This window comes from Salmonella sp. SAL04162 (assembly GCF_046551535.1).
Taxonomy (GTDB): Bacteria; Pseudomonadota; Gammaproteobacteria; order Enterobacterales; family Enterobacteriaceae; genus Salmonella; species Salmonella enterica.
Genome location: NZ_JBGDVX010000004.1, coordinates 412,476 through 431,404, shown reverse-complemented (window position 1 = coordinate 431,404; position 18,929 = coordinate 412,476). Strand labels below are relative to the sequence as shown.

Annotated in this window: 20 protein-coding genes; 13 read left to right on the top strand and 7 right to left on the bottom strand. The window is 54.1% G+C overall.

What is annotated here, in order from left to right:
* On the top strand, positions 1 to 99 hold a 99-nt coding region (locus ACLJRH_RS11075; protein ID WP_023198761.1), incomplete at its 5' end, for a sodium ion-translocating decarboxylase subunit beta.
* A 19-nt stretch (positions 100 to 118) separates the two neighbouring features.
* Positions 119 to 850: a triphosphoribosyl-dephospho-CoA synthase gene (locus tag ACLJRH_RS11070; RefSeq protein WP_000602024.1), complete on the top strand. Its 732-nt coding sequence runs from the start codon at positions 119 to 121 to the stop codon at positions 848 to 850.
* Between the two features lie 33 nt (positions 851 to 883).
* Here ACLJRH_RS11070 and degS read toward each other — a convergent pair whose 3' ends face one another.
* From degS to zapG, 3 genes are all read right to left on the bottom strand, one after another.
* Positions 884 to 1,954, bottom strand: coding sequence for an outer membrane-stress sensor serine endopeptidase DegS (gene degS, locus ACLJRH_RS11065; RefSeq protein WP_000497705.1), 1,071 nt, complete (start codon positions 1,952 to 1,954; stop codon positions 884 to 886).
* A 92-nt stretch (positions 1,955 to 2,046) separates the two neighbouring features.
* Positions 2,047 to 3,402, bottom strand: coding sequence for a serine endoprotease DegQ (degQ, locus tag ACLJRH_RS11060; protein ID WP_000716682.1), 1,356 nt, complete (start codon positions 3,400 to 3,402; stop codon positions 2,047 to 2,049).
* A gap of 156 nt (positions 3,403 to 3,558) precedes the next feature.
* Entirely contained in the window at positions 3,559 to 3,957 is a 399-nt protein-coding gene (gene zapG / locus ACLJRH_RS11055) for a Z-ring associated protein ZapG (RefSeq protein ID WP_001519074.1), read from the bottom strand.
* 192 nt (positions 3,958 to 4,149) lie between these two features.
* Here zapG and zapE point away from each other — a divergent pair, with 192 nt between their 5' ends.
* The 11 genes from zapE (at position 4,150) to nanQ (ending at position 13,476) form a co-directional block, all read left to right on the top strand.
* Positions 4,150 to 5,274, top strand: coding sequence for a cell division protein ZapE (gene zapE / locus ACLJRH_RS11050; RefSeq protein WP_001191220.1), 1,125 nt, complete (start codon positions 4,150 to 4,152; stop codon positions 5,272 to 5,274).
* Positions 5,275 to 5,575: 301 nt separating this feature from the next.
* Positions 5,576 to 6,004, top strand: a complete 429-nt coding sequence (rplM, locus tag ACLJRH_RS11045) for a 50S ribosomal protein L13 (RefSeq protein WP_000847559.1) — start codon at positions 5,576 to 5,578, stop codon at positions 6,002 to 6,004.
* 15 nt (positions 6,005 to 6,019) lie between these two features.
* Positions 6,020 to 6,412 carry a 30S ribosomal protein S9 gene (gene rpsI, locus ACLJRH_RS11040; RefSeq protein ID WP_000829815.1) on the top strand — a complete coding sequence of 131 codons (393 nt, stop codon included), beginning with the start codon at positions 6,020 to 6,022 and terminating at the stop codon, positions 6,410 to 6,412.
* A 313-nt stretch (positions 6,413 to 6,725) separates the two neighbouring features.
* Positions 6,726 to 7,364 carry a stringent starvation protein SspA gene (gene sspA / locus ACLJRH_RS11035; RefSeq protein WP_000257298.1) on the top strand — a complete coding sequence of 213 codons (639 nt, stop codon included), beginning with the start codon at positions 6,726 to 6,728 and terminating at the stop codon, positions 7,362 to 7,364.
* A 5-nt stretch (positions 7,365 to 7,369) separates the two neighbouring features.
* A complete protein-coding gene (gene sspB / locus ACLJRH_RS11030) occupies positions 7,370 to 7,870 on the top strand; it encodes a ClpXP protease specificity-enhancing factor (protein ID WP_000366112.1) in 501 nt (166 codons plus the stop codon).
* 108 nt (positions 7,871 to 7,978) lie between these two features.
* The gene (gene nanR / locus ACLJRH_RS11025) at positions 7,979 to 8,770 is read left to right on the top strand and encodes a transcriptional regulator NanR (RefSeq protein WP_000382923.1); all 792 of its coding nucleotides are present in this window, start codon (positions 7,979 to 7,981) and stop codon (positions 8,768 to 8,770) included.
* 134 nt (positions 8,771 to 8,904) lie between these two features.
* Complete coding sequence (gene nanA, locus ACLJRH_RS11020) at positions 8,905 to 9,798, top strand: N-acetylneuraminate lyase (RefSeq protein ID WP_001029665.1); 894 nt, start codon at positions 8,905 to 8,907, stop codon at positions 9,796 to 9,798.
* Positions 9,799 to 9,913: 115 nt separating this feature from the next.
* Positions 9,914 to 11,404, top strand: a complete 1,491-nt coding sequence (gene nanT / locus ACLJRH_RS11015; RefSeq protein ID WP_000108071.1) for a sialic acid transporter NanT — start codon at positions 9,914 to 9,916, stop codon at positions 11,402 to 11,404.
* A 46-nt stretch (positions 11,405 to 11,450) separates the two neighbouring features.
* The gene (locus ACLJRH_RS11010; RefSeq protein ID WP_000054439.1) at positions 11,451 to 12,140 is read left to right on the top strand and encodes an N-acetylmannosamine-6-phosphate 2-epimerase; all 690 of its coding nucleotides are present in this window, start codon (positions 11,451 to 11,453) and stop codon (positions 12,138 to 12,140) included.
* Entirely contained in the window at positions 12,137 to 13,012 is an 876-nt protein-coding gene (gene nanK, locus ACLJRH_RS11005; RefSeq protein ID WP_000208981.1) for an N-acetylmannosamine kinase, read from the top strand. The genes ACLJRH_RS11010 and nanK overlap by 4 nt, the downstream gene beginning before the upstream one ends.
* Entirely contained in the window at positions 13,009 to 13,476 is a 468-nt protein-coding gene (gene nanQ / locus ACLJRH_RS11000) for an N-acetylneuraminate anomerase (RefSeq protein ID WP_000979901.1), read from the top strand. The genes nanK and nanQ overlap by 4 nt, the downstream gene beginning before the upstream one ends.
* Before the next feature lie 81 nt (positions 13,477 to 13,557).
* Here nanQ and ACLJRH_RS10995 read toward each other — a convergent pair whose 3' ends face one another.
* The 4 genes from ACLJRH_RS10995 to gltD form a co-directional block, all read right to left on the bottom strand.
* Positions 13,558 to 14,838, bottom strand: a complete 1,281-nt coding sequence (locus ACLJRH_RS10995; RefSeq protein WP_023137156.1) for a cytosine deaminase — start codon at positions 14,836 to 14,838, stop codon at positions 13,558 to 13,560.
* On the bottom strand, positions 14,825 to 16,078 hold the full coding sequence (gene codB, locus ACLJRH_RS10990) for a cytosine permease (protein ID WP_000076263.1): 1,254 nt from the start codon (positions 16,076 to 16,078) through the stop codon (positions 14,825 to 14,827). The genes ACLJRH_RS10995 and codB overlap by 14 nt, the downstream gene beginning before the upstream one ends.
* 115 nt (positions 16,079 to 16,193) lie before the next feature.
* Positions 16,194 to 17,297 carry a YhcG family protein gene (locus ACLJRH_RS10985; RefSeq protein ID WP_023137155.1) on the bottom strand — a complete coding sequence of 368 codons (1,104 nt, stop codon included), beginning with the start codon at positions 17,295 to 17,297 and terminating at the stop codon, positions 16,194 to 16,196.
* A 207-nt stretch (positions 17,298 to 17,504) separates the two neighbouring features.
* Positions 17,505 to 18,923 carry a glutamate synthase subunit GltD gene (gene gltD / locus ACLJRH_RS10980; protein WP_000081633.1) on the bottom strand — a complete coding sequence of 473 codons (1,419 nt, stop codon included), beginning with the start codon at positions 18,921 to 18,923 and terminating at the stop codon, positions 17,505 to 17,507.
* Positions 18,924 to 18,929: the final 6 nt, after the last annotated feature.

Sequence of the window (18,929 nt, the reverse complement as noted above, 5' to 3'; positions counted from 1 at the left end):
AACTTCCTGCTGATGCACGCGATGGGCCCGAACGTGGCGGGTGTTATCGGTTCGGCGATTGCGGCGGGCGTGATGCTCAAGTACGTGCTGGCGATGTAATCCAATCTAATCGGGAGCAGTGATTCTGCTCCCGCAAAATGAGGACACAGTAATGAGTGAAATGGTTGCGTTTCGGCAAGGTACATCCATGCCATCCAGAGAAACCATCTTGCATTATGTTGTTGAGACGGTGAATCAGATAACTGAGCTTGAGCCAGCGCTGCATTTGCTGCCGTGGTCTGGCGTCAACTCAGCAATATATGAGCAACGTTTTGCACAGTGTTACGACGAGGGGCTTTGTGCCGCACAGACGTCGGCACCGAATGTTCCGCAGGGGATTCTGCCATCGACCGATTGGGCTCAGGGTATCGGGTTACTCTGTTTTGCCGCAGGGTATATGAGCGCAGGCGAGCGGCCATTAACACACAATCAGTTATGCGATTTCGTCAAACAGGCGGCTGTTGGTTTATCGCCGATTGAGGAGGAAGCGGCGAGCGGTTTCTCGACGGTACGTAGTATTGCATTACCCGTATTCAGGCGATTACAACGCGATGGTCACGCGTCTCGGATCCTGCTGTTACAAACGTTGCTGCATCTGGTTGCCTGGAAAAGCGCATCGCAGTATGCGCGTCAACAGGCGCAACGACTGCTCTGGATGGGCGGCATTCTGGGGGAAGGGGGCGAGTCTGGCTTATTGGCACTCGATAAGGCGCTGCGTGAAGAGGCCGTCGGGGAGAAAAGTCTCCCCGCTCTGCTGATTTTCACGAGTTTCCTGGCACATTTTCCGGCAGGGCCAGTCTTTATTGACTAGCCGTCGAACGACGCGGGCAAAAGCCGCGTCGTTTTAGTTCGACGCCGGGTATTCCTGCACCGTCACCTGGAACGTGAGCTGCTTATCATCCCGCATTACCACGACCGGAATGACGGAGCCCGGACGGATTTCCGCCACCTGATCCATCGTTTCCAGTGCGGACACAGCGGGTTTATTATTGACCGAAATAATCAAATCATTAACCTGAATACCGGCAAGCGCGGCGGGGCCGTTTGGCGTCACTTCATTAACGACAATGCCCTGAATCGGGTCCATGCCGCTACCCTGCTGCGCGTGCAGCGGTGCGATTTCTCGTCCGCCAATACCGATATAGCCGCGAATCACGCGACCGTCGCGGATAAGCTTATCCATAATTTTCGTGGCTAGCTGGAAGGGAATCGCAAAACCAAGGCCTTCCGGCGTTTCGCCATCGTTACTCTTATCAAAAGAGAGGGTGTTGATCCCCATCAGTTCGCCTAACGAGTTGACCAGCGCGCCGCCGGAATTACCGTGGTTAATCGAGGCGTCGGTCTGGAGAAAATTCTGTCGCCCCGTCGGGTTCAGGCCGATACGACCCGTTGCGCTGATGATCCCCTGGGTGATGGTCTGTCCCAGATTATATGGGTTGCCGATAGCCAGTACGACGTCGCCAATATGCGGTGTACGCTTTGTATTAATCGGGATGGTAGGCAGCCCGCCAGTGGCGTTGATCTTCAGCACCGCCAGATCGGTAAGCGAATCGGAGCCAACCAGTAGCGCTTCAAAGACGCGGCCATCCTGTAGCGCGACGATAATCTGATCGGCATCGTTAATCACGTGCTTGTTGGTAATAATATAACCGCGTTGATCCATGATCACGCCGGAACCCAGCGTGCGGATCTCCAGTTGATTATGCGCGGTACTGTTCATACTGCGGTTATAGACATTGACGACGGCAGGCGCGGCGCGGCGAACCGCAAAATTATAACTGGCTGGCGTCTCATCGGTACTGTCGAATTGCGGGACGGCGATAGGATTAATTTTGCGCAAAGAAGGCATGACGGCCAACAGAATAGCGCCGACAATTAAACCTATTGCGACCGAACGTAAGAGCTTCACAAACATGATGGAGGCGTCGTTAAAAAAGGGAACGGCAGCAGCATACCATGAGTTAACCGGACATCACATCGCAGGCTGATGCCCGGTTTAAGACAGGATTAGCGCAGCAATAGATAAATGTTCTCGTTGCCGCGTACTACCTGAAGAGCAATGATGGACGGTTTTGCCGCCATCACTTTGCGCATTTCGGCGATAGAACTGATACGATCGCGGTTAACGCCGATAATAACATCATCTTTTTGCAAACCGGCCTGCGCGGCAGGACTGCTTTTTTCGACGCTATCAACCTTAACGCCTTTCGTCCCGTCTTTCAGTTGGCCGTCGCTCAACGTCGCGCCTTGCAACGCCGGGGCGATCATTTCGGCGCTGGCGGAAGAAGAGGTATTGGAATCCAGCGTGACTTCCACCTCCAGCGGCTTACCATCGCGCAGCAGGCCCAGCTTCACTTTCGTGCCCGGTTCGGTGGTGGCGATACGTGAACGCAGTTCGGCAAAGCTATTCAGCGGCTTACCGTTAAGACTGATAATCACGTCTCCGGATTTCACCCCGGCCTTCGCCGAACCTGAATTGGGTAAAACCTCGCTGACAAAAGCGCCACGCTGAACGTTCAGTTTGAATGCCTTAGCGATATCAGCGGTCATTTCAGTGCCTTTAATTCCCAGCAATCCGCGTTTGATTTCGCCGAACTGAATCAACTGCTGCGCCAGCGTCTGCGCCATATTGGAAGGAATAGCAAAGCCAATGCCGATACTCCCGCCACCTGGCGCGAGGATCGCGGTATTAATCCCGATCAGCTCGCCGTTCAGGTTAAGCAGCGCGCCGCCGGAGTTGCCGCGGTTAATAGAGGCATCGGTTTGAATAAAGTTCTCAAGCCCTTCCAGATTAAGCCCGCTGCGTCCCAGCGCTGAAATAATCCCGGAGGTGGCGGTTTGTCCAAGACCAAACGGATTACCGACCGCCACGGCGAAATCGCCGACGCGGAGTTTGTCGGAATCGGCGATGGCAATTTGCGTTAACTTGCTGGGATTCTGAATTTGTAACAGAGCGATATCGCTCTGGTCGTCGCCGCCGATCAGCTTCGCGTCGAATTCGCGTCCGTCATTCAGTTGAATGCTGATCTTTTGTGCCTGATTAATCACATGATTATTGGTTAATACATAGCCTTTCGCGGCATCGATAATCACCCCCGAACCGAGTCCTTCAAACGGCTGGGACGGCTGGTCTGGCAGATCCTCGCCAAAGAATTTTTTAAACTCCTCCGGCACTTTTTGGCTCTGGGCGGCGGTTCCCTCGACTTTTACGCTGACGACAGCAGGCAGCACTTTCTCCAGCATAGGGGCAAGGCTTGGCAGCGTCGCCTGGCCTGGTATCGATGCAAGGGCTGGAAACGGCGCCGAAAGAGTTAACCCGACACTTAACGCTAATGCACTTAACAGCTGGGTGTGTTTTTTCATGGATGCTGCTCTCGTACCTTGGATGAACGGATAGACAATTCAAAACAGATTGATGTTATTGAATTTTCAGCCTGGTAACAATGATAATAGCTGGGACAGGAAAGATAGAGAGAGGGCGCAAGCGATGCGCCCGATAAATTTCTTAACGGCGTGCGATTAATCGCGCTTTGCGCCGCTACGTAACAGGCCAGACGCGCCTTCAGAATAATCACGTGGCATTTGTACTGGCGCCTGATCGTTGCTCGCCTCAGACTCCGCCAGACGGTTACGGAACGGATTCGACTCCGCAGACATTTCCGGCAGCAGGCTGCTGGAGCTTTTCGCCATATGCTGATACAGCTGGCGGTAATCATGCGCCATAGTATCCAGCAGTTCCGCGCTGCGGGCAAAGTGGCTAACCAGCTCTTCACGGTACTCTTCCAGCTCAGCTTTGTTTTTTTCCAGTTCGTACTGCAATGCCTGCTGTTGACGTAACTTACGATTACCAAAACGCATGGCCACGGCACCAATGATGATACCGACGACTAATCCAATTAGCGCATATTCCCAGGTCATGAACATCTCCCGTTGTCTTATGTTTCCGTAGGGTGTTGGCTCCAGGCTCCATGCCCGCGCCTGATTATGCCACTATAACCGCTAATTCCGTAGAAGTGGAATCCCGACAGCATATCGCGTAGTGTAGAACGGCCTTTTTTTCGTCAGCCGTGAACGACGGCACATCGATTTTCAAGGAATAACAATAACATTATGCAAAGCCTTTCCCCTACATCGCGTTATCTCCAGGCACTCAACGAAGGCACCCATCAGCCTGACGACGTACAGAAAGAGGCGGTCGACCGTCTGGAAACCCTTTATCAGGCGCTCACCGCGAAAAAATCGTCGGCTACGCCACCCGGCGGTCTGATAGCGCGACTGGGGAAATTATTAGGCAAAAACGAACCGGACGCGCAAATACCGGTTCGCGGGCTGTATATGTGGGGGGGCGTGGGGCGCGGCAAAACATGGCTCATGGATCTCTTCTACCACAGCCTGCCGGGCGAGCGAAAACTACGTCTGCATTTTCATCGGTTTATGCTGCGCGTGCATGAAGAACTTACCGCGTTACAGGGACAGATCGATCCGTTAGACATTATTGCCGATCGGTTTAAAACCGAGACGGACGTACTGTGTTTCGATGAGTTTTTCGTCACCGATATTACCGACGCCATGCTGCTGGGCGGTTTAATGAAAGCGCTGTTTGCACGCGGCATTACGCTGGTCGCGACCTCCAATATTCCGCCGGATGAACTCTACCGCAACGGTTTGCAACGCGCCCGCTTCCTGCCGGCTATCGATGCCATTAAACAGCACTGCGACATTATGAATGTGGACGCCGGCGTCGATTACCGACTGCGGACGCTGACGCAGGCCCATTTATGGCTAACGCCGCTTAATGATGAAACCCGGCGGCAAATGGATAAACTGTGGCTGGCGTTAGCGGGGGCCGCGCGCGAGCACGCTCCGACGCTGGAAATCAATCATCGCCCTTTATCCACCCTGGGCGTAGAAAACCAAACGTTAGCGGTCTCTTTCGCTACGCTGTGCGTCGAGGCCCGCAGCCAGCATGATTACATTGCGCTCTCAAGGTTATTTCACACGGTTCTGCTGTTTGACGTGCCGGTCATGACGCCGCTGATGGAGAACGAAGCGCGCCGCTTTATTGCGCTGGTGGATGAGTTTTACGAGCGCCACGTTAAGCTGGTGGTCAGCGCCGCCGCACCGTTATATGAAATTTATCAGGGGGAGCGCCTCAAGTTTGAATTTCAGCGCTGTCTGTCGCGCCTGCAAGAGATGCAGAGTGCGGAGTACCTCAAGCGGGAGCATATGCCGTAAGCCGGACAAGCGCAGAGTCCCGGCATTGTGCGGTATCATATCTGTGCAACCTCCCCTACCGGAGGGGGAACCAGGCCTGAACAAAACCCGCGGCAAATCGCAAAAAGGGGTCGATCTTTGACCTGGACTTCTCTATAATCCTGCGACCCCACGTTACAAGAGAGTTTTTTCCCAAACTTTCTCTGTGCCGGCCAAACATATCCGAGGGGGTAGGTTTACCGGACTTTGTCGTGTGAACCTCAACTATTTAAACGTTTGGGTGTTCACCAACGTGTAACTTATTTATTTGGGTAAGCTTTTAATGAAAACTTTTACAGCTAAACCAGAAACCGTAAAACGCGACTGGTATGTTGTTGACGCGACCGGTAAAACTCTGGGCCGTCTGGCTACTGAACTGGCTCGTCGCCTGCGCGGTAAGCACAAAGCGGAATACACTCCGCACGTAGATACCGGTGATTACATCATCGTTCTGAACGCTGACAAAGTTGCTGTAACCGGCAACAAGCGTACTGACAAAGTGTACTATCACCACACCGGCCACATCGGTGGTATCAAACAAGCGACCTTTGAAGAGATGATTGCCCGCCGTCCTGAGCGTGTGATTGAAATCGCGGTTAAAGGCATGCTGCCAAAAGGCCCGCTGGGTCGTGCTATGTTCCGTAAACTGAAAGTTTACGCGGGCAACGAGCACAACCACGCGGCACAGCAACCGCAAGTTCTTGACATCTAATCGGGATTATAGGCAATGGCTGAAAATCAATACTACGGCACTGGTCGCCGCAAAAGTTCCGCAGCTCGCGTTTTCATCAAACCGGGCAACGGTAAAATCGTTATCAACCAACGTTCTCTGGAACAGTACTTCGGTCGTGAAACTGCCCGCATGGTAGTTCGTCAGCCGCTGGAACTGGTCGACATGGTTGAGAAACTGGATCTGTACATCACTGTTAAAGGTGGTGGTATCTCTGGTCAGGCTGGTGCGATCCGTCACGGTATCACCCGCGCTCTGATGGAGTACGACGAGTCCCTGCGTGGCGAACTGCGTAAAGCTGGCTTCGTTACTCGTGACGCTCGTCAGGTTGAACGTAAGAAAGTCGGCCTGCGTAAAGCACGTCGTCGTCCGCAGTTCTCCAAACGTTAATGGGTTTCTGCTTCGGCAGACAACTATTAGCGAAAAACCCGCTTCGGCGGGTTTTTTTATGGGCAATGCATTTATCTGTCACGATGAAATGCGGATTGTTGTCTCTTTTTCCCCAATTCCAGAATCGACTCACCACAAAGGTCACAAAATCTGGTAAACTATCATCCAATTTTCTGCCCAAATAGCGGGGAATGTTCATTTTTTGTCTCGTTTCTGAGCAATGATGGCTTTTTTCGCCCTGGGTGACATAACATCTGGCTGGTCACATTGTGGCTGGTAGCAGTAAAAATTCTGAATATACCTGGAGGTTTTCATGGCTGTCGCTGCCAACAAACGTTCGGTAATGACGCTGTTTTCTGGTCCTACTGACATCTATAGCCATCAGGTCCGCATTGTGTTGGCTGAAAAGGGTGTTAGTTTTGAGATCGAACATGTGGAAAAGGACAATCCACCTCAGGATCTGATTGACCTCAACCCGAACCAAAGCGTTCCGACACTGGTGGATCGTGAGCTGACCCTGTGGGAATCTCGCATCATTATGGAATATCTGGATGAGCGTTTCCCTCATCCGCCGCTGATGCCGGTTTATCCGGTCGCGCGCGGTGAAAGCCGTCTGTACATGCACCGTATTGAAAAAGACTGGTATACGCTGATGAACGTCATCGTAAACGGGTCTGCTTCCGAGGCCGACTCTGCGCGTAAACAACTGCGTGAAGAGCTGCTGGCGATTGCGCCGGTATTTGGTCAGAAACCGTATTTTCTGAGCGACGAATTCAGCCTGGTTGATTGTTACCTGGCGCCTCTCCTGTGGCGTTTACCGCAGTTGGGTATCGAATTCAGCGGCGCAGGGGCGAAAGAGCTGAAAGGCTATATGACCCGCGTCTTTGAACGTGATTCTTTCCTGGCTTCTTTAACCGAAGCTGAACGTGAAATGCGCCTCGGTCGGGGTTAACCTGTATGGATTTGTCACAGTTGACGCCGCGTCGTCCTTATCTGTTGCGTGCTTTCTACGAGTGGTTGCTGGATAACCAGTTGACTCCGCATCTGGTGGTGGATGTGATGCTGCCTGGCGTGCATGTCCCTATGGAATATGCGCGTGATGGGCAAATCGTCCTCAATATTGCGCCGCGGGCGGTGGGTAATCTGGAGCTGTCTAATGATGAAGTGCGTTTTAATGCGCGCTTCGGCGGCGTTCCCCGTCAGGTTTCTGTGCCTTTGGCTGCGGTGCTGGCGATTTACGCCCGTGAAAACGGCGCAGGCACCATGTTTGAGCCTGAAGCCGCCTATGATGAAGACGTTGTCAGCTTAAATGATGATGACAATACCGCAGGCGCGGAAAGCGAGACCGTGATGTCCGTCATTGATGGCGATAAGCCCGACCACGATGACGACAGTAGTCCTGATGACGAGCCGCCTCCGCCGCGTGGCGGACGTCCGGCGCTGCGCGTAGTAAAATAATCAACAGGCCCGGAAGGGCCTGTTTTGTTTGGTCTCCTCGCGGGTTCACCCTGCTTTTGAAGCTGTGTTACGATAAGCTTGCTATTATTTGCCACCGACCACTCATGAATGGACGTTATGAACGCATTTGATTCGCAAGCAGAAGATTCACCGACATCCCTCGGGCGTAGTTTGCGCCGCCGCCCGCTGGCGCGTAAAAAACTGTCTGAAATGGTTGAGGAAGAGCTGGAGCAGATGATCCGCCGTCATGAGTTTGGCGAGGGAGAACAGCTACCGTCTGAACGTGAATTAATGGCCTTCTTCAATGTGGGGCGTCCCTCCGTGCGTGAAGCGTTAGCTGCGCTGAAGCGTAAAGGTCTGGTGCAAATCAATAACGGCGAACGCGCCCGCGTCTCGCGCCCCTCTGCTGATACTATCATCAGCGAACTGTCGGGAATGGCGAAAGATTTTCTTACTCATCCTGGCGGCATCGCTCACTTTGAACAGCTACGGCTTTTCTTTGAATCCAGCCTGGTACGCTATGCGGCGGAACATGCCACCGACGAGCAGATCGCGTTGTTAACGAAAGCACTGGAAATTAATAGCCAGTCGCTGGATGACAACGCGCTGTTTATTCGTTCGGATGTCGAGTTTCACCGGGTGCTGGCTGAAATTCCCGGCAATCCAATCTTTATGGCTATTCATGTTGCTCTGCTGGACTGGCTAATCGCCGCTCGCCCAAGCGTTCCCGATCGTGAGCTGCATGAACATAATAACTTGAGTTATCAACAGCATATTGTGATTGTTGATGCCATTCGCCAGCGAGATCCCGATAAAGCGGATCGCGCTCTGCAAACCCACCTCAATAGCGTTTCCGCTACCTGGCACGCGCTCGGTAAAAAAAGTCAAAAAATGCGGTAGCGATCGCGCCTCCGATCCCAGTTTAGTGAAGCAGATCGCACTATAAGCGTTCTGTATTATTTGCTGCTTATTTGATCTGGTATAACAGGTATAAAGGTAGGTAGTTAATATATTCATCATCCGTAGAGGTAGGTATGGCAAAAGCATTGCAAGGCGTAATGGCGGCGTTGTTGACCCCATTTGATCATCAGCAGCAACTGGATAGCGAAAGTCTGCGCCGTCTGGTGCGTTTTAACATCGGCCAGGGTATCGACGGGCTGTACGTTGGCGGTTCCACCGGGGAAGCATTCGTACAGAGCCTTGCTGAAAGAGAGCAGGTACTGGAGATTGTCGCCGAAGAGGCGAAGGGAAAAATCACGTTGATCGCCCATGTCGGGACGGTAAGCACCGCAGAAAGCCAGCAGCTTGCCAGCGCCGCAAAGCGTTACGGTTTTGATGCGGTCTCTGCGGTGACGCCTTTTTATTACCCTTTCAGTTTTGAAGAGCACTGTGACCATTATCGGGCAATCATTGATTCCGCAGATGGATTGCCGATGGTGGTATACAACATTCCGGCGTTAAGCGGTGTAAAACTTACCCTCGATCAGATCAATACGCTGGTGACATTACCGGGCGTGAGCGCGCTGAAGCAAACCTCCGGCGATCTCTTCCAGATGGAGCAGATCCGCCGCGCGCATCCGGATCTGGTGCTGTACAACGGTTATGACGAAATCTTCGCTTCCGGCCTGCTGGCGGGCGCGGACGGCGGTATCGGCAGCACATACAACATTATGGGCTGGCGTTACCAGGGGATTGTGCAGGCATTACGTGAAGGCGATGTGGCGAAAGCGCAGCGTCTGCAAACCGAGTGCAATAAGGTTATTGATTTACTGATTAAAACCGGCGTATTCCGCGGCCTGAAAACGGTCCTGCATTATATGGACGTGCTATCGGTGCCGCTGTGTCGTAAACCGTTTGCGCCTGTTGATGAAAAATACCTGCCGGCGCTCAAGGCGCTGGCGCAACAACTGATGGAAGAAAAGGCGTAACAGCATAATGCCGGGGGCGCTACGCTTGCCCGGCCTACAACAGTGTGAGCGGTAGGCCGGATAAGGCGGAGCCGCCATTCGGCATAACGACAACAAAAATCGTCGGGAGAGTAAAATGAGTACTTCTACCCAGAACATCCCGTGGTATCGCCATCTCAACCGGGCGCAGTGGCGGGCATTTTCCGCTGCCTGGCTGGGATATCTGCTTGATGGTTTTGATTTTGTGTTGATTGCTCTTGTACTGACTGAGGTACAAAGCGAATTTGGGCTGACGACGGTACAGGCGGCAAGCCTGATTTCTGCGGCTTTTATCTCTCGCTGGTTCGGCGGGTTATTACTGGGCGCGATGGGCGATCGCTATGGGCGTCGTCTGGCGATGGTCAGCAGCATCATTCTGTTTTCGGTGGGAACCCTGGCATGCGGGTTTGCGCCCGGTTACACCACCATGTTCATCGCCCGACTGGTGATTGGTATGGGCATGGCGGGCGAATATGGTTCCAGCGCGACCTATGTGATTGAAAGCTGGCCAAAACATTTACGCAATAAAGCCAGCGGTTTTCTGATTTCCGGCTTCTCCGTCGGCGCGGTCGTTGCCGCGCAGGTGTACAGCCTGGTGGTGCCTGTCTGGGGCTGGCGCGCGCTGTTTTTCATTGGCATTTTGCCAATTATCTTCGCTCTCTGGCTGCGGAAAAACATTCCGGAAGCGGAAGACTGGAAAGAGAAACACGCGGGTAAAGCGCCGGTACGCACGATGGTCGACATTCTTTATCGGGGCGAGCATCGCATCATCAACATTTTAATGACTTTCGCCGCCGCCGCTGCGCTGTGGTTCTGTTTTGCCGGTAACCTACAAAATGCTGCGATTGTGGCGGGGCTGGGACTACTGTGCGCGGTTATCTTTATCAGCTTTATGGTGCAGAGCAGCGGTAAACGCTGGCCCACTGGCGTCATGCTGATGCTGGTGGTACTGTTTGCTTTCCTCTATTCCTGGCCGATTCAGGCGCTATTACCTACTTATCTGAAAACCGAGCTGGCCTACGATCCGCATACGGTGGCGAATGTCCTGTTCTTTAGCGGATTTGGCGCGGCGGTTGGTTGCTGCGTAGGCGGTTTTCTTGGCGACTGGCTGGGAACGCGTAAAGCCTATGTCTGTAGCCTGCTGGCCTCGCAAATCCTCATTATTCCGGTCTTTGCGATTGGCGGCACAAACGTCTGGGTTCTGGGTCTGCTACTGTTTTTCCAACAGATGTTGGGGCAGGGGATTGCCGGGATTCTGCCGAAACTGATCGGCGGTTACTTCGATACCGATCAGCGCGCGGCGGGGCTGGGCTTTACTTATAACGTCGGCGCGCTCGGCGGCGCGCTGGCGCCGATCCTGGGAGCACTGATCGCTCAACGTCTGGATCTGGGCACTGCGCTGGCATCGCTCTCTTTCAGCCTGACGTTTGTCGTGATCCTGCTTATTGGGCTTGATATGCCGTCTCGCGTACAGCGTTGGCTACGTCCGGAAGCGTTACGCACCCACGATGCTATCGACGACAAACCGTTCAGCGGAGCCGTACCGCTTGGCAGTGGTAAAGGTGCCTTTGTAAAAACGAAAAGTTAATCCGCTTGCCCGGTTTTAAACCGGGCAATATTTGTAAGGGAGTAGTATGTCGTTACTTGAACAACTGGATAAAAATATTGCCGCTTCTGGCGGCCTGATTGTCTCCTGCCAGCCCGTTCCGGGCAGTCCGCTGGATAAGCCGGAGATTGTAGCGGCAATGGCGTTGGCGGCGGAACAGGCGGGCGCGGTTGCGGTGCGTATTGAAGGCATAGACAACCTGCGTATGACCCGCTCGCTCGTTTCGGTACCCATTATCGGCATTATCAAACGCGATCTGGACGACTCTCCAGTGCGCATTACCCCTTTTCTCGACGATGTAGATGCGCTGGCACAGGCCGGAGCAGCTATTATCGCCGTTGATGGAACCGCTCGGCAACGGCCGGTAGCCGTTGAGGCGTTGTTGGCGCGCATTCATCACCACCATCTACTGGCGATGGCCGACTGCTCATCCGTGGACGATGGTCTCGCCTGTCAACGGTTGGGCGCGGACATTATCGGCACGACAATGTCCGGCTACACCACCCCCGATACGCCGGAGGAACCCGATCTGCCCTTAGTCAAAGCGTTGCATGACGCCGGATGCCGGGTAATAGCCGAAGGGCGCTATAACTCGCCAGCACTGGCGGCGGAGGCGATCCGTTATGGCGCATGGGCGGTGACGGTGGGGTCCGCCATTACCCGTCTGGAACATATCTGTGGATGGTATAACGACGCATTAAAAAAGGCGGCGTCATGACTACGTTAGCAATCGATATTGGCGGTACTAAACTTGCCGCCGCGCTCATCGACAACAACTTGCGCATTAGCCAGCGTCGCGAGCTGCCGACCCCCGCAAGCAAAACGCCGGATGCGTTACGTGAAGCATTAAAGGCGCTGGTTGAACCGCTACGGGCGGAGGCGCGTCAGGTAGCGATAGCTTCTACCGGGATCATTCAGGAAGGGATGCTGCTGGCGCTAAACCCCCATAATCTGGGCGGCTTGCTACACTTTCCGTTAGTACAAACACTGGAAACGATCGCAGGCCTGCCGACACTGGCGGTGAACGACGCGCAGGCGGCGGCCTGGGCGGAGTATCACGCGCTCCCTGATGATATCCGCGATATGGTATTTATCACCGTTTCAACCGGCGTTGGCGGCGGCGTTGTCTGCGACGGCAAGCTCCTTACCGGAAAAGGCGGTCTGGCCGGGCACCTGGGACACACCCTGGCGGACCCACACGGGCCCGTATGCGGCTGTGGACGCGTTGGCTGCGTAGAGGCCATCGCCTCCGGACGAGGGATGGCCGCGGCGGCGCGGGACGATCTGGCGGGATGCGACGCCAAAACCCTATTTATTCGCGCTGGCGAAGGTCATCAGCAGGCGCGACATCTGGTAAGCCAATCCGCGCAGGTAATAGCGCGAATGATCGCCGATGTGAAAGCGATTACCGACTGCCAGTGTGTGGTCATTGGCGGCAGCGTAGGGTTAGCTGAGGGTTACCTGGAGCAGGTTCGCGCGTTTTTGATGCAAGAGCCTGCGCCTTATCACGTGGCGCTGAGCGCCGCTCGCTATCGGCATGACGCAGGATTATTAGGCGCTGCTTTGTTAGCTCAAGGAGACACATTATGATGATGGGGGAAGTACAGTCGTTGCCTTCTTGCGGGTTGCATCCGCGACTGCTGGATGCCTTGACTCTCGCGCTGGCGGCAAGGCCGCAGGAGAAAGCGCCGGGGCGCTATGAATTGCAGGGCGACAATATCTTTATGAATGTAATGCAGTTAACGACGCAAATGCCGGCCGAGAAGAAAGCGGAATTGCATGAACAATACATTGATATTCAGCTACTACTAACCGGCGTCGAGCGTATTGCGTTTGGGATGTCCGGTGCCGCTCGCCAGTGCGAGGAGATGCACGTTGAAGAGGATTACCAGCTTTGTAGTCAAATTGTCGACGAGCAGACTATTACGCTGCAAGCGGGGATGTTTGCTGTGTTTATGCCGGGAGAACCGCATAAACCGGGATGTGCAGTGGGTGAGCCGGATGACATCAAGAAAGTGGTAGTGAAAGTACGCGCCAGTCTGCTGGCGGCCTGAATCTCTTGCCGGAGCAGTCTTCCGAACGCAGCCCCTTACGGGCTGCGTGGTGAATGTGCCGGAGAGCGCGGGTATGACGGGTTAACGCTTAAACGTCACGGCTTCCGGCTGGGGCAGGTGCAGCGTCGTCTGGCTCGGCACCGTCTCGGCAATTACCCGCCCGTGGCGAATCGAGTAACGGGCAGGCGTCTGGCGACGTACCGCATCGAATCCATTCTCAGCGGGTAAGATAACCAGATTCGCGGCATTGCCGACGCTCAGACCGTAGTCCTGTAAATGCAGGGTTTTTGCGCTGTGGGTAGTGATCAGATTTAACCCATCGTTGATTTGCCCATACCCCATCAACTGGCAAACGTGTAACCCCATATGCAGCACCTGCAGCATATTTGCCGTGCCTAATGGATACCACGGATCGAAGACGTCATCATGGCCAAAGCAGACGTTGATCCCCGCTTCCAGCATCTCTTTCACTCGCGTGACGCCACGACGTTTCGGGTAAGTGTCAAACCGCCCTTGCAGATGAATATTCACCAGCGGGTTGGCGACGAAGTTAATCCCCGACATTTTCAACAGGCGGAACAGGCGTGACGCATACGCGCCGTTGTACGAGTGCATAGCCGTGGTGTGGCTGGCGGTCACGCGCGACCCCATGCCATCACGATGCGCCAGCGCCGCGACCGTTTCGACAAAGCGAGACTGCTCGTCATCAATTTCGTCGCAGTGCACATCGATCAAGCGATCGTATTTCTGCGCCAGGGCGAAGGTTTTGTGCAGCGATTCAACGCCATATTCCCGAGTGAACTCAAAGTGCGGAATGGCGCCAATAACGTCAGCGCCCAAACGCACGGCTTCCTCTAACAGCGCTTCACCGTTGGGATAAGACAGAATACCTTCTTGCGGAAAGGCGACAATTTGCAGGTCTACCCACGGCGCAACCTCTTGCTTCACTTCCAGCATGGCTTTCAGCGCGGTGAGCGTAGGATCTGAAACGTCAACGTGAGTACGAACGTACTGGATGCCGTTAGCCATCTGCCATTTCAGGGTCTGCATCGCGCGCGCTTTCACATCTTCATGCGTGAGCATTGCTTTACGTTCTGCCCAGCGCTCAATCCCTTCAAACAGTGTGCCGGACTGGTTCCAGCTCGGTTCACCCGCCGTTTGCGTGGTATCCAGGTGGATATGTGGCTCAACAAACGGTGGAATAGCCAGACCGCCTTCGGCATCAAGCACTTCGCCCTGCGGTAACGATGCGGCTTCCTGAGGCTCAATCCGGCTAAAGCGCCCGTTTTCAATCGTAATCTGCCATAATCCTTCGTGTCCCTGCAGACGCGCCTGAAGAATGGTGATGTTATTGTTCTGCATGGCTGACCTCTGGTGATTTAGCAAGGCTGCGGTTGAAAAGTGGATTCAGCAGGATATAGCTGAAGACGCCGCCGAGTACGGCGTTGACGGGCACAATACCAGGAACATAATGTCCGGCGGCGATGCCCAGCGCGACGGAAAGAATAGCAATCCAGTTAACGGGAATAAAGCGCACGGTGTTGAAGTCGGCATAGCGGCGGCGGTTCAACAGATAGTCGGCAATAATCACTCCGCCAATCGGTGGGATGGCAGATGACAGGAACGTCAGCCAGCCGACAAAATTATTGTAAAGCCACAGCGCGCACACGGTACCGATAATCCCGTTCACCACCGACAGCGTGCGGCTGGAAAGACCGGTAATATTGGCGAAGCCCAGACCCGATGCGTACAGCGCGTTATCGTTGGTGGTCCAGATATTCAGGCCGAGCACCACAATCGCGGGCAGCAGCAGCCCCTGCGCTATCATCACGTCAGAGATATCCGCCTGACCGACGGCGGCAGCGCCTGCCGCGCCAAAGATAAACATCAGCGAGTTGCCGAGGAAAAAAGCGACCATCGCAATCAGTACGGCGCTTTTGGCATGACGCCCGAAGCGGACGAAGTCGGCGGTTAATGTACCGGCGCTGACAAACGAGCCCACCACCAGCGCCAGCGCGCTGGAAAAATCCAGCGGCGTCTGCGGCACTATCGTTTTTAAATGCTCCAGCCCACCCACGCCGCTGACCGCCAGCCAGACGGAGTAGCTGCCCAGAATCACGATCGCGGGTACGGCAATGATAGACAAAATGGTCAACGCCGAGATGCCGAAAAAAATGGTCAGGGTCATCAGCAGACCCGAAACGGCAATCAGAATATTGGCATCAATGCCCGTCGCTTTACTGACCGGAATAGCGAACATCGCTACGCCAACGCCAAACCAGCCTACCTGTGTGCCGCCAAGCAGCAAGGAGGGAAGCCATGAGCCTTTAACGCCAAAGGAGTAACGTGCAAGGAGGTGGGTGGAGAGTCCGGTTTTTGCGCCGATGTAACCAAGAAATGCAGTGTAGATACCGAGGAGGAGATTACCGAAGAGAACTGCGAGGAAGAAATCATTATAAGAAAGACCGGTGCCGAGTGTCCCTCCGGTCCACATACTGGCGGAAAAAAACGTTAAACCCAACATGACAAACGTCAGTGGAATCACGCCCTTCCGCGCAGCCAGAGGGACGGGCCCCTGGCTATAATTGTTGTCCTGCGACACAACGCCTCCATGAATTTTGCCCAAAAAATCCGCCGCATAATATACAGTTCTCAGAATAAAGCAAACGTTTTCGTGTGATATTTTTTTGATAATTATTCATGGCATTAATGGTTCGCTAGTTTTTCTCCGTTGTCCGTGAACCACCGCGTGTGAGTTGAGTTTCCAGCATGGTTTGCGAACGAATAAGTTCGTCTGTGAGTAATTTTTCGTCGGGCAACTGCACTTTGTACTCGCTCGCCATGATGGTGTTTGGCAGGCCAGTCAGCGCGTAATGCGCTTCCCCCGCGCCTTTCCCTGCGCACAAAACCAGGCCGACTGGCGGGTTTTCTCCGGGCATTGTCCAGTGCTCTTTGGCATAGTTCAGGTACATATTCATCTGCCCGGCATCCGCATAACCGAATTTGCCTACCTTCAGGTCAACGAGCAACAGGCAACGCAAGCGACGATGGAAGAACAGCAGATCGACGCGGAACCAGCTATCGTCTATGCGTAGTCGGCGTTGACGGCCAACAAAAGCAAAATCGTCACCGAGCTCCAGCATAAAGTCCATCAGGTGGCTGAGCAGCGCGTCTTCGAGATCTGATTCGGAATACTCGTCCTTCAGGTTAAGAAATTCCAGAATGAACGGGTCGCGTATGGCTTGCTCCGGCAAAACGTTTGGCTCGGCGGGTGCAGGCTGCTGCAACATGGCGGATTTGTCGTGGGACAGTAGTGTTCGTTCGTAAAATTGAGTGGCGATTTGCCTGTCGAGCTGCCTAACTGACCAGCCGTTACGTAGCGTCTCTTTCTCGTAAAAAGTGCGGGCATCGTTATCTTTCACCGACAGCAGACGCACATAAGCTGACCAGGGAAGAGGGAATGTTTTGGCGAGCGGTATGAGATTTGAAGATTCCGCAGACAGTGTCTGCGGAATTTCAATATGTTGAAAACAAAGATAAAATGTACGAATTTGCCATAGGTTTCTGGTGGAAAAACCGCGCTTATAGCGCTGACTTAAATCTACCGATAATCGTTCGATGAGCTGAGTGCCATAGGCCGCTCGCGCTTCTCCTCCCTGTTCAAATTCGACAATGCGTCGGCCAATTTCCCAGTAGGTGGCAGTCATAATGGCATTGATGCTGCGCACGGTCTCGGTACGTGCCGTATCGACCAGACGAATAATGCCGTCATGGATTTGCTGATATTCATCAGACTGTGGCGCTAAAGTTGGATTCGTCATGTCATCCCTTACGTGATAGTTTCATTGTGAAATTAGAACGCTATCAATACGCTTCAGGCGTAAACGGATCAATCCATGAACGGATTTTACATGGCATTACATCTCGATTTACGAGCGGGTTTCCAGAATCGGCAGGAGAGATATTGAGGAGAGGAATATCGGCTCCCCAGCCATCAGCACAAGGCATCAACCGGGGAGCCGGAAGGGTTACACTTCGAGGTAGTTCATAATCCCGTCAGCCGCCTTACGGCCTTCGGCAATCGCCGTCACCACCAGATCGGAACCGCGCACGATATCGCCACCGGCGAAGATTTTCGGGTTGCTGGTCTGGAAAGCATTATCGCTGCGTTCCGGCGCGATAATTCGTCCCTGCGAGTCCAGTTCCACGCTGTGTTTCGCCAGCCATTCCATGCTGTGTGGACGAAAACCAAACGCCATCACCACCGCATCAGCCGGAACCACATGCTCGGAACCGGCGACGATCTCCGCCCGCCGACGGCCTTTGGCATCCGGTTCGCCCATTTCAGTGCGCACCATTTTTACGCCGCTCACTTTGCCGTTGGCATTGACTTCAATGCCCAGCGGTTGAACGTTAAACTGAAATTCGACACCTTCCTCGCGCGCGTTTTTCACTTCGCGTCTGGAACCCGGCATGTTCTCTTCATCACGACGATAAGCACAGGTTACGTGCGTTGCGCCCTGACGAATGGAGGTACGTACGCAGTCCATTGCGGTATCGCCGCCGCCCAGCACCACCACGCGTTTGCCTTCCATGCTGACATATGGTTCGTCGCTGGTTTCGCCAAACCCCATGATCTGTTTCGTATTGGCGATCAGGAACGGCAGAGCGTCGAATACGCCGTCCGCATTTTCATTTTCCAGCCCGCCGCGCATCGACTGATAGGTACCGACGCCAAGGAACACCGCGTCGTACTCTTTCAACAGCTCGTCAAGTTCGACGTCGCGGCCCACTTCGGTATTAAGTTTGAACTCAATACCCATGCCGGTGAAGATCTCGCGACGGCGGGTCATCACCTCTTTTTCCAGTTTGAAAGCTGGAATACCGAAGGTCAGCAGGCCGCCGATTTCCGGATGGCGATCAAAGACTACCGCCTTCACGCCGTTGCGGGTCAGCACGTCGGCGCACGCCAGCCCTGCCGGACCTGCGCCGATAATCGCTACCCGTTTGTCCGTCTGGCGCACGCCGGTCATATCCGGGCGCCAGCCCATTTCGAACGCTTTATCGTTGATATAACGTTCGATGTTGCCGATGGTTACTGCGCCGAACTCGTCGTGCAGCGTACAGGAGCCTTCGCACAGGCGGTCCTGCGGGCAGACGCGGCCACACACTTCCGGCAGGGTGTTAGTCTGGTGCGATAGCTCAGCCGCCTCAAAAATACGCCCTTCGTTAGCCAGTTTCAGCCAGTTCGGGATGTAGTTATGTACCGGACATTTCCACTCGCAGTAGGGGTTACCGCAGGACAAACAGCGATCCGCCTGGGCTTTCGCCTGACCTTCAGAAAACGGTTCGTAGATTTCAACAAATTCGATCTTACGGATCTTCAGCGGTTTCTTCGGCGGATCAACGCGCTGCAGGTCGATAAATTGATAAACATTCTGGCTCATTTCAAT

Bases quoted from the DNA above. Each gene is read 5' to 3' on its own strand.
- degS (WP_000497705.1), bottom strand. From the start codon at position 1,954: ATGTTTGTGAAGCTCTTACGTTCGGTCGCAATAGGTTTAATTGTCGGC.
- degQ (WP_000716682.1), bottom strand. From the start codon at position 3,402: ATGAAAAAACACACCCAGCTGTTAAGTGCATTAGCGTTAAGTGTCGGG.
- zapG (WP_001519074.1), bottom strand. From the start codon at position 3,957: ATGACCTGGGAATATGCGCTAATTGGATTAGTCGTCGGTATCATCATT.
- zapE (WP_001191220.1), top strand. From the start codon at position 4,150: ATGCAAAGCCTTTCCCCTACATCGCGTTATCTCCAGGCACTCAACGAA.
- rplM (WP_000847559.1), top strand. From the start codon at position 5,576: ATGAAAACTTTTACAGCTAAACCAGAAACCGTAAAACGCGACTGGTAT.
- rpsI (WP_000829815.1), top strand. From the start codon at position 6,020: ATGGCTGAAAATCAATACTACGGCACTGGTCGCCGCAAAAGTTCCGCA.
- sspA (WP_000257298.1), top strand. From the start codon at position 6,726: ATGGCTGTCGCTGCCAACAAACGTTCGGTAATGACGCTGTTTTCTGGT.
- sspB (WP_000366112.1), top strand. From the start codon at position 7,370: ATGGATTTGTCACAGTTGACGCCGCGTCGTCCTTATCTGTTGCGTGCT.
- nanR (WP_000382923.1), top strand. From the start codon at position 7,979: ATGGACGTTATGAACGCATTTGATTCGCAAGCAGAAGATTCACCGACA.
- nanA (WP_001029665.1), top strand. From the start codon at position 8,905: ATGGCAAAAGCATTGCAAGGCGTAATGGCGGCGTTGTTGACCCCATTT.
- nanT (WP_000108071.1), top strand. From the start codon at position 9,914: ATGAGTACTTCTACCCAGAACATCCCGTGGTATCGCCATCTCAACCGG.
- ACLJRH_RS11010 (WP_000054439.1), top strand. From the start codon at position 11,451: ATGTCGTTACTTGAACAACTGGATAAAAATATTGCCGCTTCTGGCGGC.
- nanK (WP_000208981.1), top strand. From the start codon at position 12,137: ATGACTACGTTAGCAATCGATATTGGCGGTACTAAACTTGCCGCCGCG.
- nanQ (WP_000979901.1), top strand. From the start codon at position 13,009: ATGATGATGGGGGAAGTACAGTCGTTGCCTTCTTGCGGGTTGCATCCG.
- ACLJRH_RS10995 (WP_023137156.1), bottom strand. From the start codon at position 14,838: ATGCAGAACAATAACATCACCATTCTTCAGGCGCGTCTGCAGGGACAC.
- ACLJRH_RS10985 (WP_023137155.1), bottom strand. From the start codon at position 17,297: ATGACGAATCCAACTTTAGCGCCACAGTCTGATGAATATCAGCAAATC.
- gltD (WP_000081633.1), bottom strand. From the start codon at position 18,923: ATGAGCCAGAATGTTTATCAATTTATCGACCTGCAGCGCGTTGATCCG.